Genomic DNA, 14,776 nt, shown 5'->3' with positions numbered 1-14,776 from the left:
GGACCGCGTCCCTTCAGCCGCAGGCGCCTCACCTCAGGACTCCCCGCAAACGCGTCTTGAATGCGCGCACGGGTGCGGTGACCCGCCACGATGAGGAGTGGCGCAGTACGTCGAGCTGCTCCCACGCCCCGCTGATGACCCGGTTGGCGCGTCGCAACTCTTTCTCAAGCTCCTCATTGCGCATAGAGAGCTCCGCCATCTCGTGCTTCATCTTGTGCAGGGTGGCGCGCAGCTGCCGGACCTCCTCCTCCAAGTCGCGCGCTCCGGAGTCCGGATCCGCACCGAGCAGGTCTTCTGGTTCATTGGCGGATGTGCTCATTGCTGTCCTTCCCCGGGGGCGGGAAGCCCCGGACGTTTGCTCCAGTGCCCCGGCACAAGTGTGACTAATCCGGGTTCGTCCATGGTCCTGTCGGCACGGACAATGAGTTCGGTACGCCGGTCGGATAGGTCGAAGATCTGTCCGTCCCTGACGAAGCACGTCGTCAGCCACAGTCTTCCGGGCTGGAAGACCACCTGATCTATCGTATAGTCGATGAAGGAATCGCCTGCGCGCAGGGAATAAAGCGTGCCCGCAGCCTTGGAGTTCGGGCCGGCGATCGTAACGCCCCCGTCGGTTGAGAACCCGAGTCCCAGTTCAACGTCGTGCAAGTCCTTCTTGGCGTTCACATGCACGCGTACGGTCAAGGGCTTGCCGTACGTGGCGAACGCAACCTCGTTGAGGTTACCGTCCAGCAGTTCCACACCGGTCATACGGCAGTCGCCGTTGCCCTGGTTCAGCTTGTACTGGTCGTCCTCGGGGAATTCTTCCTCCGGCTGCTCCTGCGCGCGTTGGCGGGCCTCCTTCTCGTTGACAGAGGTGAGGTAGGCGGACACGACCTCGTCGGCATCGCCGACCATCTGCACCTTGCCGTGGTCGAGCCACACCACTTCGTCGCACATCTCGGTAGCGAGCGACAGCGAATGGGTCACCAGCACGATCGTGGTGCCACCGTCGCGCAGCTGCCGCATCAGGTCGAAACACTTACGCTGAAACTCTTCGTCTCCGACGGCGATGATCTCGTCAACCACCAGAATCTCCGGTTCGATGGCGACGGCTGCGGCGAATCCCAGTCGAACCGTCATTCCGGAGGAGTAGACCTTGACGGGCTCGTCGATGAAGTCACCGATGTCCGCAAAGTTGATGATCCAGTCGATGGAGTCTTCGATCTGCTTCTTGGTACGTCCGAGAATGGCTCCATTGAGGTAGATGTTTTCCCGGCCCGTGAGCTCGCCGTGGAAGCCGGCCCCGACCTCCAGGAGCGCATCGACCTTGCTCGCAACCATGACTTCGCCCTCATTGGGCCGATACACGCCGGCGAGGATCTTGAGCAAGGTGGACTTGCCGGACCCGTTGTGCCCAACGAGTCCGAACGTTATGCCCTTCTTGACGGCGAAGCTGACATTCTCCAGAGCGTGGAAGACGTGGGTGTCACGAGACCGCCCGCGTACGAAGCGCTCCTTGAGGGAATCACGCCTGTCAGCATGCAACGTGAAGTGCTTGGAAACGTCACGCACCTCGATGGCGATATCATCACCGGCGTCGACGCCGATAGGGACAGCTGCGGTGTTCATGGTCAGATCCTCTCCCCCAGGTCGGCTCCCCATCGGCGGAACACAAGGACCGCACCGATGAGGGCAATTCCCGCCCAAACGCAGCAGGACAACCAGTCACCGATGGATCCGGGCTGCAACGAGTAGACCAGCGAACGGAACAGACTGATGAACTGCGCCATGGGCATCGCCTGAACGAGGTCGTGAGCGGGCAGGCCCCAAACAGACTCAGGAACGATGTCCGGATTATAGATAATGGGGGTGGCATAGAACATCAACTGCAAAAAGACGCCTACAAGATGCGCGAGGTCGCGAACATAGATATTCCAAATGGACAGCATCACGCTGATGGCGCCGGTGAAGATGACGAGCAGCAACAGGAAGGGCACTAGCAGCAGCCAGGTCCAGGACACGTTCGTCAGACACAGCAACACCACTAGCAGCAGGCCTACCTCGATCCCAGACTGTACCCCGATAGCGAGGCAAGAACCGAGCACCGCAGAGTAGGCCGGGAAATAGACCTTCTGTAACAACCCCCCTGAGCCGAGGAGCCCATTAATGCCCGCATTAATCGAGTTCTGGAAGAATCCCCAAACGGTGAGGCCCGCAAACAGCCATACAGCGAAGATACCGATGCCCTGATGCCGTGAGGCGATAGTTGCCGGAACCATTTTGAACAATCCGCCGAAGATCAGCGTATAGATGCCCAAGGACGCCAGGGGCACCACGAGCGACCACAGCCAACCCAGGGCAGTCCCCTTAAACTTCGACTTGAGGTCACGCTGCCCGAAGGCCTGGATGAGGTCCCACTCCTGCCAGAACGACCTCCTCGACCTCACGTTCGTCTTGTTCATGCAGTCCTCACTTGCCTCGGGGTGCACACCGGAGCGCGGGCGAGTCCCCAGGGACCCGTGTGTGCGCGTCTGCGGCGGACGGACCAGGCCACCATACCTGTTGCGCCGTAGCCGTAGAGGGGACCGGCAGGTGATGTCTCCCGCAAGTTCCCCGGCTGCGTCAGCACCACCGGTCGGGTTACCCTGTGGGCGCCCATCCGCGGGAGCAGTGCTAGGGAGGACGCGCATGCCGGTAGTGGTAGCAGTTGTCGTGACCTTCGACCCCGACCACGACATCACTGGGCTGCTCCGGGCTCTAGACGAACAGTGCGATCATGTACTCGTCATCGATAACGGCACCCCCTCAGATGGGCTGTCCCGCATCGAAAGGGCGGTGAATAGGACAAACGCCGAGCTATTGTCCTTGGGGCGCAACCGGGGAATCGCTGCGGCTCAGAACGTGGGCATCGCGCGCGCTCGCGAACTGGGCGCTTCCCATGTGCTGTTGTCTGACCATGATTCACTGCCCGCTACGGGAATGGTCAAGCACCTGTTGTCCGGGTTCGACTCCGCGGGGCACGTTGCCGCAGTCGGGCCTTTGCCGCAGGAGGATCGCGAAGGCGGCGATCAACTCGTCTACGTGTGCCGCCGCTGGAAACCAGGACGCGCCACGCCTGCGGAACTGGACAGTGACAGGCTCGAAGTCGCCTTCCTCATTGCCTCCGGCTGCCTGGTGAGTGTCGACGCCCTGGACGCCGTCGGGCTCATGGACGAATCACTGTTCATCGACCACGTCGACCTGGAGTGGGGTCTGCGCGCTCGCCGAGCCGGGTACCGGCTGCTGGTTGTGCCCGCCGCTAAACTGCACCATTCGTTGGGTGACGACGTCGTCATGCTGCCGGGCAGATCCCAACCGGTGCATGTCCATGGGCCGACGCGCAATTACTATCTTGCTCGCAACACCATTGCCCTGATCCGCAGGCGCGCACTCATGCCATGGCGGTGGCGGGTGCGGTACGTGTACTGGCTGGCCAAGTATGTTGTCTTCAACGCCTTGCTGCCGGATCGCGTCAAGGAACGCAGACGCATGCTGCGCCGAGGTCTCTGGGACGGACTGCGCGGCCGTTCAGGACCACTTGCCGCCCAACTTTGAGCACGCCAGCGTCCGCGCCTCCTTCTCCGCTCGCTAGGCGACCTTGCCCACTCCAAGGCTGTCGGCAACAACCAATATCAGCACCAGGCCGCACAGGCACCAGACGACGACTTGACCACGTCTCTTCAAGGGTTTGAGCAGCAACCCTAAGACCAGTGCCGTCAGCGGGATCAGCGTGACCCCATAGCGTGCCGACACAATGGGGAAGTAGACCTCTTCGCGCACCCACGACTGGACCTGCACCAGCAGGACCACCAGCACCGGCGCCACCGCTGCAATGCCCGCGAGGAGTCGTTCACGCCCGCGCAGCGCAATGAGCCCGCAGAACGGCGCCACGGTGAGTGCCAGACCGGCGAGGTTGGTGAGGAGCTGCCCGTGATACGTCGTGACCGGAGATCCTTCCCAGGAACCCGAGGTGTATCCGAACACGTGGGTAAGCGTCGGCAGCCACTCATCGAAAGGCAGTCCCACATATTCGGTGTTGTTCTGCCCGAGAACCCGGTTCTCCCAGCCGCTTGGCGTGTGGGCGGCCACATACCGTCCCCACAACAGGGTCACCAACCCTCCCCCGAAAACACCGGCAGCCACGGTGAGCAACGGCTCCCGCCAGCGGTCGCGCCCGCGCACCAATCGCACCACAGCGATAAGGCACAGCACCCCAAGCACAATAACGAGGGACGCCAGGGTAATCGTCTTAACCAACCCCGCGCAGGCTCCAGCGATCAGCGCAAGTAGCGCCGCCGACTTTCCCGACAGCTCACGCGTGAGCACGATTGCGGACAGTACTCCGAATATGAGGAAGGGCGCGTCGGTGGAGACCGTTGTAGCCACCATCAGAGTGAAAGGATTGGTCAACAACAGCAAAGTCACCGCCGCAGCGAGCCCGCGCGGCAGGGACCACATACGCATCAGGGCGTAGACCATCGCCAAACCAACTGCGACGATGAGCGCACACGAGACACGCATGAGCGTCACCGGGTCAAGGGAAGTGATAGCCATGCCGATGCGAGCCATCAGCGCCACCACGGCAAACAGGCCCGGTGGCTGCCAGGCGTTGTAGTTCTCCATGATCACGCCGAACTGCGACGGGTCGGTCACACCGCACTCAGGCAACTTGGCGTATACACTCGCCTGCTTCCTGCAGGACCACTCTTCGAGGGTAAAAGAAGTGTAGAGGTCACCACGATGGGGAAGCTCGCCGTGCATAATGCGCCATACGTAGTCGATATGAGTCGCCTCATCGATCGGGCTGATCTCGGTGACTCGCATGATCTGCAACACCGCAACGACGAAGGCAAACAGGCCTATTGCTAGGGCAACGCCCACGTCACCCCGCCTACGAAACCACCAAGAGCCCCAGCCCCCCGCGCGGCTTCGGCGTGCCGAAGCAACGGAATCCGTAGCGCCTTCCACCATGTTGCTCCTGCTCCTCCTTATACAGTCAGCGAGTCCCGTCCTAGCGCAGCGGTTGTCTCGGCTGTATCACCCAGACTGCGCTCGCTCCCGAATACGCGCTTGACGGGCGGCAAGGATGCCGACGCCGCCCATGGCGAGATCCGCAACAGTGAGCACCGCGCGGGACAGCAGCACCACGGCAACCACCCCGCCAGTGGTCAGCGCCCCAGTCAGCACCAGTCCGAGTACGGCTTCACGCACGCCCGCACCCGCAGGGACGAAGACGATGAGGAAGCCCACGGTCCAGGCCATGGCGTATCCGCCGATGCACAGTGCCAGCGTGGCGGGGGTTCCTGCCATGCCCATGCCGATCGCCAGGAGCCATACCTGGACTCCAGCGATTACCCAGGCGAACAGTGTCCACACCGTGCAGGCACCGATCCCGGACCAGCTCACTGGGTGCTCCAGTGGCGGCCTGCCCGTGAGCCGGAAGACGAGGGTGAGCAACCGGTTGAGAACCGGGGGAAGCAACATGACAACGAAGACAGGCAGCGTCCAAGTTACCCAGCCATAGTTGTCTCGCAGCCGGTCCGAGGCGAAGGGCATGGTTGCCACCGCCAGAGCGGCCCCCGTCACGATGGAGACGATGACGGTCACCGCCATGACGGAGACGGAGCGCCGCCGCGGGATCTGGTGGTCTGCGCCGAGTTCGGCCGCGGCGAGGATGTTCCACACCCCGCCGGGCATGTACTTGCCCAGTTGGGAGACGAAGAAGACGCGGAAGGCTGCGCTGAGTGGCAACGTTGTACCCATGTCGGCCAGCAGCACCCGCCAGGCGAACATGGTGAGCAGCACGTAGATGACACCGGTGAGCAGCGAGCCGAGCAGCAGCAGCGGATTCATGCCCGCCATGGCGGTGACGATCTCGTCCCACTGGGAGACGACCGCGTACACAGCCAGGACGACGACCAGCGCGAGAAAACCGACGCGTACCGGCGTGGAGCGCAGTGCCTTCAGCATCTGTCCGATGAGCGCGCTCAACTAGCTGCCTCCGCGGCGCGAGTCCGTTCCAGGGCGGCGACCAGCGGGGCAACGGCCTGCTCCGGGACGAAGGCCGCAGCCGCGGCTGCGGCGCGCTTACGAGCGCCGCGCAGTGCCGCCGGATCGGTCGCCAGATGCTCCAGGGCGTCTGCGAGAGCCTCAGGGGCACCCGGCGGAACGAAGATGGCGCCGCCGCCGAGCAGTCGCCGCTGCGGCGCGGTGTCGGAGGTGACAACGGCGCATCCGGCTGCTAACCCCTGGTAGACCTTGTTGGGAACGACGTCGAGCGCCTTGTCGGTGGTGCCGACGATGCCGAGGCAGACGTCGTGCTCCGCTACCAGGCGGGGCAGCTCGGTGGAGTCCACCCAGTCGCGCCACTCGACCATGTTCTCCGCCGGGGAACCGGCCAGGATCTGCTCGCATTCGGCGCGGTCCTGTCCCGATCCGATGAGCAGTGCTCGTACCGGGGTGCCGCGCTCGGCGAGCAGACGTAGGGCTTTGGCAATGTGTGGCGCTCCCTGCAGCGGAGTGAACAGCCCGAAGAAGACCACGGTGAGAGGACGGTGCGCATCCCGGGCGCCGTCGTCGGCGAGGCGGGCAGCGGCAGCATCCCGTCCGGCCTCATACCAGGCGGCGGGGGCCCCGACGGGGACGATGACCCCGCGGTCCGCGATAGAGGCGTCCAGCTTGGCGGCGTGTTCGGCGGTGTCCAGGACGACGACGTCGGCAGCGTGGGTGGCCAGCGAGTCCAGCAAGCCGAGAATGCGGGCTTTGACACCGTCCTCGCCGCGGTCGCGGGCTGTACCGGCGGCAAAAATGAGGTGGTCGAGCACAATGGTGGTGCGCGGGTAGAGCAGGCGCGCCCAGAGAACATCGAAGTGTCCCATGTAGCCAACGAGCAGGGTGTCGGGGGCGTGGGAGCCGCGGAAGCGGCGGCTCCCCGCGGCCAGGCGAGTCCACCGAGAAGCCAGCCGACCAACGAGGACGGGCAGGCGCCAGGGCTGTTTGAGCATGGCAACCCGGTCGGCCGTGCTCAGCCCCAGGGGCTCGTCGAGCTCACGCACCGCCGTGTCAGGGGTACGGCGCAGCCCTTCCAGAAGCACCTCGACCCGCGGGTGGGAGGCGACGTCATAGGTGCCGAAGCCCAGAACCTTGCGCATACCTTCAGTCCCCTTGAGGCTGGGCGTAAGGATCATCCACGTCCGGCGATAGGCCGGGGATGAGGGCGGCACGGATACCAGAGATCTGTGTGCCATCTACGCGCCCATACTCAATGTTCTTCACCCGTTCCAACGTCTCCTCGATGAGCACTCGGTTGGTGCGCTGCAGGTCAGCGATGGCCAGTAGCGCCACGCATAGCAGTGCTGCCACCAGCATGAGCGTACCGAAGACCAAGGACTGGACGTGGCCGCCAGCCGTCCCCATGAGCCACAGGATGAAGAAGCGGATGAAGGGAACAGCACCCGCAATGGCGAACAGCGAAGCTAGCCAGCCCAGCACCACGTGCGGCTTGAACATGAGGTAGGAGCGGGTGATTGCCCCTCCTGACTTCGCCATGTGCTGGAAGATGTTGTTGAACAGGCGCGACTCGCGGGTCTTGGGGTTGGTGGTGATAGGCACCGAGGCAATCCGCAGCCGCTTGTTGCCCGCCTGGATGATCGTCTCCATGCAGTAGGAGAACTGGGTGATGACGTTGAGCTTGAGCAGGGAGTTCTTGGAGTAGGCCCGGAAACCGGAGGCGGCGTCGGGCAGGCGGGTACCGGCGGCATAGTTGACCACCTGGGAGCCGAAGTGCTGCATCCGCTTCTTGAACCAGGAGAAGTGGGCGATCTTGGCGGTCTGCCGGTCGGCGATGGCGATGTCGGCCTCGCCGCGCACCACCGGTGCCACCAGGTCACCGATGTACTCCTGCTTGTACTGGTTGTCGCCGTCGGTGTTGACCACGATATCGGCGCCGTGCGCCAGGGCGTAGTCCACGCCGTCGCGGAAGGACCGGGCCAGGCCCATGTTGCGTGCGTGTCGCACGAAGTGCTTGACCCCGTGCTCCCGGGCGACCTCCACGGTGCGGTCGGTGGAACCGTCGTCGATGACAAGGATCTCGACTTCGTCGACGCCCTCGATCTGGCGGGGGATCGTGTCCAGGACCATGCCTAGCGTCCCCTCCTCGTTGAGACAGGGGACCTGCACGAACAGCTTCATGAACTTCCTTCTCTGGTGGACGCACGACCCGTCGGGTAAGGGCCACACTAGCGTACAAGCCACAGGCCGTATCGTGCCCGTTCGCGGGCCAGGCTCCGCTGTTCAGCGCACCACTCCCAACGTGTCTTTGCCATTGCCGTTCCAGTCACCCACAATCGTCTTGTCTCCGCTCCGGCCGTAGATCTGGACGATGTCGGCGGTCCCACTGGTCAGGGAGTTGCGTACGTAGTAGGTAGCGTTGCGGCGCACAGCTAGCGTGTCCTTGCCGTTTCCGTTCCAGTCACCCACGAGCACAGTGTCGGCGGGTTTCCCGTAGGTGATGACCCGATCTGCCTTGCCGCCGTTCAGGGAGTTCTTGATGTGGTACTGCCGGCCGCGGCGTACCGCGAGAGTGTCTTTGCCGTCTCCGTTCCAATCGCCGACGATGACCTCGTCAGAGGCAGTACCGTAGGTGACCACCTTGTCTGCTTCGCCGCCATACATCGAGTTCCTGAAGTAGTAGGTGTTGCCGCGACGCACCGCCAGGGTGTCGGTTCCATTGCCATCCCAGTCCCCTACAAGCACCTGATCGGTGCTCTTGCCGTAGGCGAAGGTACGCAGGCTGGCGCCGGAGGTGTTGGTGTTGCGGAAGCCGTATGCGGTTCCGTTGCGCACACCGGTCGTGTCAACACCGTCTCCGTTCCAGTCGCCTGCGAGCACGGTAACTGCCGGGGTGGTGTAGGTGAAGGTTGTGTTCGCCGTCGCGGACCAGGAGTCGTTGAGATAGATCTGGTGGCTGCGTGCACCGTTCGCGGTACTCGTCCCATTCGAAGGCGTGGAGCTGGCGGTGGAAGCCTTGATCTGGCTCTGCGCCGTCGAGCGAATCTGATCCAACTTGGAGTAGCCGACGTCGCCGGGGCAGGTGGTGTAGCCGACATCGCGGTGTCCGGAGATGACGGGCAGGGAGATGGTTTGCCCCGCCTTGTACTTCTCGGTGGACTTGAAGGTGAAGGAGGCGGAGCTGGTGGCGCTGGTGACGCCGGAGCGCCCCAGGAACCAGCCGGCCATCTTGCCGACGTTGGTCAGCTGGGCGGTGGAGGGGGACACGCTGGTGTAGGTACCCATCATGGAGATGCCCATGGTCCCGGTGTTGGCACCGTAAGCGTGCCCGCCGACGACCATCTTGCCCGCCGCCGCGCTGGTGGAGCCGTAGCGACCCTCGAAGACCTTCCCGTACTTGTCGACGAGGAAGTTGTAGCCGATGTCCCCCCAGTCGAGAGTGACCGCGTGGTAGTAGTAGATGCCGTTGACGATGGATGCGGACTGGCTGGAGGTGTAGTTGTTCGTTCCGGCGGTGTGGTGGACGATGACGTGCTTGGCCGCGGCATAGGTGGGTGACCACGTCATGTAGGAGGAGTTGGCGCCCCACTCGGAGCGGGTGGTGACGGGAACGGGAAGGCCATTGGCCGTGGTTGTTGCCGCCAACACTGCGGGCAGGCCGGGGTTGACAGACATGCCGCCGCCCGCGCCGGAGGAGGGTGCAGTGGAGTCGGTCTCCTGCGGCTGCGCCGTTTCCTCTTCCAGTTGCTCCGTCTCGCCCGCCTCCTCAGTGTCGACCTCGGGAGTGGGGGTCTGCAGTCCGCCGGTCAGGTCATTGTCTTCGGATCCCTCCGGGGTGGCCACGGCGGTGGGCTCGGCGTCGGTCGTGTCCAGGTCTGCCGGATCGAGCACTTCCTCGCCCGAGGGCTGGCCAGGGATAAGCGCGAGCTGGAGGTCAGCGGGCAGTGCCGCGGCCTCGCCGACGATGCTGGCTTGGACGGCGTCGGCCCCGCCGGTGATGAACTCCTCGGTGCCGGCGACGCCGGTAGCGTCGTCCCGACCGGCTCCGCTCGGCTCGTTGAGGTACCAGTCGGACCAGGTTCCGTTTTCGCGCACGCGCAGGTAAACATCCAGGCCATCGGGCAGCGCATCGGCGCCGCTCCAGGTGAAGCCGGCAATGAGGAAGTCGTCGACTTCCAGCGGTTCGGTCAGTAGCAGAGCATCAGCCTCGGGGTCGACCCCGGTCGCAGCTGCTTGAGCCGCCGCGGTCAGGCGGGCGGCGACCGCTGGGGCCACACCGGTGCCACCGCTGGTACCGGCCGATGTTGCGGTATCAATCAGTCCAGCTTCGGCCACCTCGGTGGCCGCACCCGTGGAGGTGGTGAGTTCGAGGAGCTGAACTGGCGCAGGGAGTTCCGAGGTGTCAGCGACCGCCGATGTTGCGGGCATAAGCCCGGCTGCGATCAGGGGTATCGCAGCGGTCAAGCCGAGAAGTCGTGAGACTGTCATGAGGTTCCTTCCAGCGCCGCGAACGAATACCTGTGAGTCACTTGCGCACTCTGAAAAGCATGTGACTTATGTGACCTATGAGGCAGACTACCGCCCGTATCTCTCCGCCGCGAATAATTTGAGCCACATCACGGAAATACACAGGTGTAGTTACGCTTGTTGTCATTTATCGCGTCTTCGTACGATTCGAGGACTCTCGCTATCATTCGACGCCCATGTGAGAGCCGCCGCCCTTGCCCCGGATAGCGCTGCATCCATGCCGTAGCCAACCGGATCACAGCTACCCGACTGATACAAGCCCGCCTGTGGCATGATGGCAGGCGGCAGATGCGGTCTCCACCGCCTGAACCCCATATACGGAGCACTCCATGAACGTCCTCATCACCGGCGGCGCCGGATTCATCGGTGCCAACTTCGTCCACCAGACCCTCGTGCGCTACCCCGACGCCAAGGTAACGGTGCTCGACAAGCTCACCTACGCCGGCAACCGGGGGTCGCTGGCAGACCTGGGCGATCGCATTGAGCTGGTCGTCGGTGACATTGCGGACGCCGACACCGTCGACCCGCTCGTGGCGGATGCGGATGTGGTGGTCCACTTCGCTGCCGAGTCCCACAACGACAACTCCCTGCGCGATCCCTCCCCCTTCATCCGCACCAACCTGGTGGGCACCTTCACGCTGCTGGAGGCGGTGCGCCGCCACGGCGTGCGCTTCCACCACGTATCCACCGACGAGGTCTACGGCGACCTCGAGCTGGACGACCCGGCGAAGTTCACTCCGACGACTCCCTACAACCCGTCCTCCCCCTATTCCTCCTCCAAGGCCGGCAGCGACCTGCTTGTGCGCGCCTGGGTGCGGTCCTTCGGGGTGGAGGCCACCATCTCCAACTGCTCGAACAACTACGGCCCCTACCAGCACATCGAGAAGTTCATTCCCCGCCAGATCACCAACCTCATCGATGGCGTGCGCCCCAAGCTGTATGGGGCGGGCGAGAACGTGCGTGACTGGATCCACGTCCTGGACCACAACAACGCCGTATGGGACATCATCGAGAAGGGCCGCATTGGCGAGACCTACCTCATCGGCGCCAACGGGGAGAAGAACAACAAGGAGGTCGTCGAGCTCATCCTCGAGCTCATGGGACACGACCCCAGCGACTACGAGCACGTGGCGGACCGCCCTGGCCACGATATGCGCTACGCCATCGACAACTCCAAGCTCGTCACCGAGCTCGGGTGGGCCCCGCAGTACACGGACTTCCGCTCCGGCCTGCAGGCCACCATCGACTGGTACCGGGACAACGAGGCCTGGTGGCGCCCGCTCAAGGCTGAAGTTGAGGCCAAGTACGCCGCACAGGGGCAGTGAACCGCGGCGTCAACCCAATTAACGCAGCTGTGCCCGGCCGGTGTGAAAACACGGCCGGGCACTTCGCGTCAGTTGGGTGCGTCGCTTCTCATGCCCCGGTGCTGCCGAACCAGGTGCGGTAGTACCGCCAGAAGTTGCGATTGCCATATGCCGAGCAGGAGTCGCCGCTTCCGTACATATGGTTCAGCGCCGCAGCGTTGGGGGCATAGGGGGTGTAGTTGTACAGGGCCGCCGTCGCCCGATTGAGCACCGGGACCTTCTGCGCGCCGCAGCTCGTCGTCGGGTTATATGCCACGTCGCTCACCACGCCCGCCCGATAGGTGAAGGAAGCCGGCTGTACCCCGTACTGCACCAGACGGGAGGCCGCGTAGTAGATCTGCGACGGCAGGCCGGCATAGCTCGCATCGCAGGGACTGGTGTCCGAGCAGAACAGACCGGTGGCCTTGGAATAGCGGGAAGCGCTGAGCGTATCGCCCGTGGCCAGTACCAGTCCCTGCTCCTTCTGCAGCATGACGAGAAGCACCTTCGGATTGATGCCGCATGCCGCAGAGGTCTTAGCGATCACTGTGGCAACGTCCTCGTTGCTGCCGCCCTGATAGGTGGCGCAGTAGGACGACGTCATGGTGGTGGTGGTCGCCCGGTAGTCCTTGAGACAGGCGGTGCCGTCGCTGGCGGCTCGACACGATGGGTTTTTCTCCGCCAAAAAGGAGCGGATCCCGGCTGCGTCCATGCTCGCAGCGTCGAAGAACTCGGTGTCGGAGATAATCATGGCCGCGTCGAACCGGGCGCCGTTGACCGTTTGTCCCTCGGTTCCAGTGGCGATGACGCCGTCGGCCGCGGTCCAGCTGAGGCGACCGCCCTCGAAGGTTTGCGTGGTCACGCCGTTGATGACGGTCTCCGCGCTGGTCGGAGCACCCAGAGACCCCGTAGCGCCGCCGCGAGCCGCCCACTCCTTCTGGATGGCGCTGGAGTAGCACGCGTAGGCGGGACGGGCCCCGCGGTACACACCTGGGGTGTCGGTGCCGTTGCCATCCCAGTCCCCCATGACCGCCCTGTCACCGGAGCGTCCGTAAGTAATGACGGTCTGGGCAACCCCCGAGCGAAGATCGTTGCGCATGTACCACCGGTTGCCGCGGCGCACAGCCAGGGTGTCGACGCCGTCGCCGTCCCAGTCCCCCACCAGCACCTGGTCGCCCGCGCGCCCGTAGGTGAGCACGACGTCGGCGACCCCACTGGTCAGGGAGTTGCGCAAATAAAAGGTGTTGCCGCGGCGCACAGCCAGGGTATCGACGCCGTCGCCGTCCCAATCCCCCACCAGCACCTGATCACCGGGACGCCCGTAGGTGAGCACGACGTCGGCGACCCCACTGGTCAAGGTATTGCGCAGATGGTAGTTGCGCCCGCGACGCACGGCCAGAGTGTCTGTGCCGTTGCCGTCCCAGTCCCCCACCAGCACCTGGTCGCCCGCGCGGCCGTAGGTCAGTGTGGTGGTCTCTGCGCATGTGCTTGCCGCCGCGAGCAGTTTGAAGGTAGCTCCGGTGCGAGTACCAACGGTATCTGCCCCACTGCCATCCCAGTCCCCGGCGACGACGTCGTTGGGGCTGCCTCCGACGGCAAAGGCGGCATCGGCTGCGCCGCCCCGCCAAGAGTTGCTCAGGTAGAAAGAACAATCATCGCTGGCCACGCATGACTCCGTGGTCGCGGCATGCGACTGCGGGGTAACCGGGACCGCAGCGAGCATGACCGCCGCCACGAGCATCATGGACATGGCCGCCGTCAGGCGTCTGACGATACGCATGCGAACACCTTCGTGAACGTGGGGGCAGACTTCGGTCTACGCCCACACTAGCGTCCCCGTGTCGTCAGGGCGAGGCACGATAACTATGTCTGGGTCTTCTGAGCCGCTGTACAGCCGGTAATACGCCAGATCTGCGCCGTCCCCTCCGAATCCACCAGTTCGAGCCCCGTGTTCGGCGCCTGTGCCAGCGGCTCGTCCCAGCGCAACGGGGCTGCGCCGGTGGCAGATCCGGCGGCGGTCGCGTCGGTGTTGATGAAGAAGTAGTCAGCGCCGAGCCCGTCGAGGGCCGCGCAGGTGTCCTCATCGAGGTCGGGCCAGGTGGCCAGTAGGTCCGCCTGGGGCGTGCCCGCGGCGGGAGCCGCCCGCATCGGGTAGGCGACATGCACGCCTCCGAGCGACCACAGGTAAGAGGCGCCAAGGGACGGCGCGCCGACCACAACGGCGTCGTCCGGCAGCACCGAGGCAGCCCGTTCGAACAGGGCAATCTCGTCGGCCGTCACCAGAGTGCCGTACTGGATGCGGCTCGGATCGTAGATGGAAGCGACCAACGCCCGCTCCAGGGGAATCCGCACCACCACCGGAGTCACCACCAGCAGCACCAGCGCTGCCGCGCCCGCCCGCCGCCACGCCGCCTGTGGGCGGAGCAGCCGGGCCGCCAACGCCTGCACCGCCCCAGCGGCCAGGACCAGTGCCGGCAGCAGCACCAGCGGAGCAATGCGTGCCTTCTGCAGGTACCAGGGGGAGCCGAGCTGGCGGCCCGGCCACTGCGGTCCCCCGACCATCACAATGAGCACGAGGGCCAGCAGCCACGCCGCCAGCCAGGGCCGCAACCGGCGGTCATGCCGTCCCCTCCAGGCGCCCGCGATCACCAACACGCCGAAGACGGCACCAGCGGGGATGAGAGCACCGGTGTAGGAGCCGTACATCGGCAGATCCGCCAGCGTCTGGACGAGCGTGCCCACGGCTCCGGCAGGGCCTCCAGAAGGGCGCTGATACCCCATGACGGAAGCGAGGGACCCCCGTAGCAACCACAACAGCGCGGCCAGCGTCACGACGCCGACCACTCCCCCGCCAATCAGCCACGCCCTTACGCGCC

12 protein-coding genes are annotated in these 14,776 nt (G+C 64.5%); 2 read left to right on the top strand and 10 right to left on the bottom strand.

The genetic code is table 11. The features are described 5' to 3' along the window. Nucleotides 1-28: 28 nt before the first annotated feature. From RWX45_RS12175 to RWX45_RS12165, 3 genes are read right to left on the bottom strand one after another with little or no spacing between them, the layout of a single operon-like run. Nucleotides 29-319: a methyltransferase gene (locus RWX45_RS12175; protein ID WP_316023985.1), complete on the bottom strand. Its 291-nt coding sequence runs from the start codon at nt 317-319 to the stop codon at nt 29-31. Beyond that, nucleotides 316-1,611, bottom strand: coding sequence for an ABC transporter ATP-binding protein (locus RWX45_RS12170; protein ID WP_316023984.1), 1,296 nt, complete (start codon nt 1,609-1,611; stop codon nt 316-318). Before RWX45_RS12170 ends, RWX45_RS12175 begins: the two co-directional genes overlap by 4 nt. 2 nt (nt 1,612-1,613) lie before the next feature. Beyond that, nucleotides 1,614-2,444 (bottom strand): ABC transporter permease, encoded by an 831-nt coding sequence (locus RWX45_RS12165; protein ID WP_316023983.1) that lies wholly within the window; start codon nt 2,442-2,444, stop codon nt 1,614-1,616. A 250-nt stretch (nt 2,445-2,694) separates the two neighbouring features. On the opposite strand from RWX45_RS12165, the gene RWX45_RS12160 reads away from it, so the two are divergent. Beyond that, entirely contained in the window at nt 2,695-3,576 is an 882-nt protein-coding gene (locus RWX45_RS12160) for a glycosyltransferase family 2 protein (RefSeq protein WP_316023982.1), read from the top strand. A gap of 33 nt (nt 3,577-3,609) precedes the next feature. Here the strand turns inward: RWX45_RS12160 and RWX45_RS12155 are convergent, their stop codons facing one another. The 5 genes from RWX45_RS12155 to RWX45_RS12135 all read right to left on the bottom strand — a co-directional run bounded on the left by RWX45_RS12155 (nt 3,610) and on the right by RWX45_RS12135 (nt 10,305). Further along, nucleotides 3,610-4,902 (bottom strand): phospholipid carrier-dependent glycosyltransferase, encoded by a 1,293-nt coding sequence (locus RWX45_RS12155; protein WP_316023981.1) that lies wholly within the window; start codon nt 4,900-4,902, stop codon nt 3,610-3,612. A gap of 156 nt (nt 4,903-5,058) precedes the next feature. After that, nucleotides 5,059-6,012 (bottom strand): lysylphosphatidylglycerol synthase domain-containing protein, encoded by a 954-nt coding sequence (locus tag RWX45_RS12150; RefSeq protein ID WP_316023980.1) that lies wholly within the window; start codon nt 6,010-6,012, stop codon nt 5,059-5,061. Beyond that, nucleotides 6,009-7,172 carry a glycosyltransferase gene (locus RWX45_RS12145; protein ID WP_316023979.1) on the bottom strand — a complete coding sequence of 388 codons (1,164 nt, stop codon included), beginning with the start codon at nt 7,170-7,172 and terminating at the stop codon, nt 6,009-6,011. Before RWX45_RS12145 ends, RWX45_RS12150 begins: the two co-directional genes overlap by 4 nt. Nucleotides 7,173-7,176: 4 nt before the next feature. Beyond that, the gene (locus RWX45_RS12140; protein WP_316023978.1) at nt 7,177-8,211 is read right to left on the bottom strand and encodes a glycosyltransferase family 2 protein; all 1,035 of its coding nucleotides are present in this window, start codon (nt 8,209-8,211) and stop codon (nt 7,177-7,179) included. A gap of 102 nt (nt 8,212-8,313) precedes the next feature. After that, nucleotides 8,314-10,305, bottom strand: a complete 1,992-nt coding sequence (locus tag RWX45_RS12135) for an N-acetylmuramoyl-L-alanine amidase (protein ID WP_316023977.1) — start codon at nt 10,303-10,305, stop codon at nt 8,314-8,316. Between the two features lie 581 nt (nt 10,306-10,886). On the opposite strand from RWX45_RS12135, the gene rfbB reads away from it, so the two are divergent. After that, nucleotides 10,887-11,882 (top strand): dTDP-glucose 4,6-dehydratase, encoded by a 996-nt coding sequence (gene rfbB, locus RWX45_RS12130; protein ID WP_316023976.1) that lies wholly within the window; start codon nt 10,887-10,889, stop codon nt 11,880-11,882. A gap of 88 nt (nt 11,883-11,970) precedes the next feature. Here rfbB and RWX45_RS12125 read toward each other — a convergent pair whose 3' ends face one another. Together RWX45_RS12125 and RWX45_RS12120 are read right to left on the bottom strand one after the other, a co-directional pair. Continuing rightward, nucleotides 11,971-13,680: a hypothetical protein gene (locus tag RWX45_RS12125; protein WP_316023975.1), complete on the bottom strand. Its 1,710-nt coding sequence runs from the start codon at nt 13,678-13,680 to the stop codon at nt 11,971-11,973. 83 nt (nt 13,681-13,763) lie between these two features. Next, a partial coding sequence (locus tag RWX45_RS12120) for a DUF6541 family protein (RefSeq protein WP_316023974.1) occupies nt 13,764-14,776 on the bottom strand: 1,013 nt, incomplete at its 5' end.

This window comes from Actinomyces sp. MRS3W, from assembly GCF_032465695.1.
Classification (GTDB): Bacteria; Actinomycetota; Actinomycetes; order Actinomycetales; family Actinomycetaceae; genus Actinomyces.
This window is presented reverse-complemented; position numbering and strand designations above follow the sequence as displayed.

Coding starts and splice junctions, on each gene's coding strand:
- rfbB (WP_316023976.1), top strand. CDS start 10,887: ATGAACGTCCTCATCACCGGCGGCGCCGGATTCATCGGTGCCAACTTC.
- RWX45_RS12165 (WP_316023983.1), bottom strand. CDS start 2,444: ATGAACAAGACGAACGTGAGGTCGAGGAGGTCGTTCTGGCAGGAGTGG.
- RWX45_RS12140 (WP_316023978.1), bottom strand. CDS start 8,211: ATGAAGCTGTTCGTGCAGGTCCCCTGTCTCAACGAGGAGGGGACGCTA.
- RWX45_RS12170 (WP_316023984.1), bottom strand. CDS start 1,611: ATGAACACCGCAGCTGTCCCTATCGGCGTCGACGCCGGTGATGATATC.
- RWX45_RS12125 (WP_316023975.1), bottom strand. CDS start 13,680: ATGCGTATCGTCAGACGCCTGACGGCGGCCATGTCCATGATGCTCGTG.
- RWX45_RS12175 (WP_316023985.1), bottom strand. CDS start 319: ATGAGCACATCCGCCAATGAACCAGAAGACCTGCTCGGTGCGGATCCG.
- RWX45_RS12145 (WP_316023979.1), bottom strand. CDS start 7,172: ATGCGCAAGGTTCTGGGCTTCGGCACCTATGACGTCGCCTCCCACCCG.